Source organism: Caballeronia mineralivorans PML1(12), from assembly GCF_001028175.1.
Classification (GTDB): Bacteria; Pseudomonadota; Gammaproteobacteria; order Burkholderiales; family Burkholderiaceae; genus Caballeronia; species Caballeronia mineralivorans.
In genome coordinates this window covers 1-1,279 of the sequence record NZ_AEJF01000150.1, presented here as the reverse complement: position 1 = coordinate 1,279, position 1,279 = coordinate 1, and the positions used below count along the sequence as shown (strand labels likewise).

The following is a 1,279-nucleotide window of genomic DNA, read 5'->3' as shown; positions in this document are numbered from 1 at the left end:
CAACGCCCGCACCCTCGAGACTCGATGAAATCCTCGCGCGCGGCACACTGCGCGTCTGCACGACGGGCGACTACAAACCGTACTCGTTCCTCAAACCGGATGGCCAGTTCGAAGGCATCGACATCGACACGGCGCAAAACCTCGCACAGTCGATGAACGTCAAAGCCGAATTCATCAAGACGTCGTGGTCGAACCTGATGAACGATTTCATCGCGAAGTGCGACATCGCGGTCGGCGGTGTTTCGACCACGCTCGAACGCCAGAAACGCGCGTTCTTCACGCAGCCGTACATGGTGGACGGCAAGACGCCGATCGTGCGATGCGGCGACGTCGACAAATACCAGAGCGTCGCGCAGATCGATCAACCCGGCGTGCGCACCATCGTCAATCCGGGCGGCACGAACGAGAAGTTTGCGAAGCAGTTTTTCACGCACTCGCAACTGATCGAGTACCCCGACAACGTGACCATCTTCAAACAGATCCTCGACGGCCAAGCCGACGTGATGGTCACCGACGCCTCCGAAACACTCCTCCAGCAAAAGCTGAATCCCGGCTTGTGCTCGGTGCATCCCGACAAGCCCTTCCAGTTCGGAGAGAAAGCGTATCTGCTGCCACGCGGCGATGTCGCGTTTCAGCAGTACGTCGACCAGTGGCTGCACCTGTCGCGCTCGACAGGCGAGTTCCAGGCGGTCCTCGATAAATGGCTGAAATGACCGCGGCGGCGTTTAGGGTTACGCCGCCTTGTTCGCCAAACGGCTCAAGCGCGGCGAGTTCGACGCGCTGAACCGCTCACCGTAAGCAATGCGTAAGTCGATGTCGCTCGGCATCGAAAAGTCAACGCGCTGCGTGTAACAAGTCACCGAACCGTTCCGACGTTTTCTTCATCCAGGCGGCCGCGGCTTTCGAATGCACCTGGATCCGGCCGAATCCGTGCGTCATGTCGTGCGCGTCGATAACCTCGGTGCGCCCGCCGTTCGCTTCGAGAAAACGCGCGAATTCGTGGGCATCGTCATAAAGCGGATCGTAGGCCGCCGCCACGATCAACGCCCGCGCCGGCGTCCGATCGTAGGACTGAGCGAGCGGAAACGCGCGCACATCGTCGTCGGCGGGCGGTTCGGCCGTCAGGAATTGCGCCCAGTAGAACTTCATTTCTTCAGTGGTCAAGCCTGGCCCTTCGGCGTTCGCCGTAAAGCTGCCACCCTCGAATCGACAGCGCGCGACCGGGTAAATCAGCAATTGCGCGGTGACCAGACCTGCTACGCGATCGTTCGCCGCGCGT

Annotated in this window: 2 protein-coding genes; one reads left to right on the top strand and one right to left on the bottom strand. The window is 60.6% G+C overall.

Annotated features, from left to right (window positions below; all coding sequences use genetic code 11):
* Positions 1–713: transporter substrate-binding domain-containing protein (locus tag EOS_RS25400; protein ID WP_047894944.1), on the top strand; the 713-nt coding region annotated here is incomplete at its 5' end.
* Between the two features lie 121 nt (positions 714–834).
* Here the strand turns inward: EOS_RS25400 and EOS_RS25395 are convergent.
* Positions 835–1,279: alpha/beta hydrolase fold domain-containing protein (locus tag EOS_RS25395; protein WP_047894943.1), on the bottom strand; the 445-nt coding region annotated here is incomplete at its 5' end.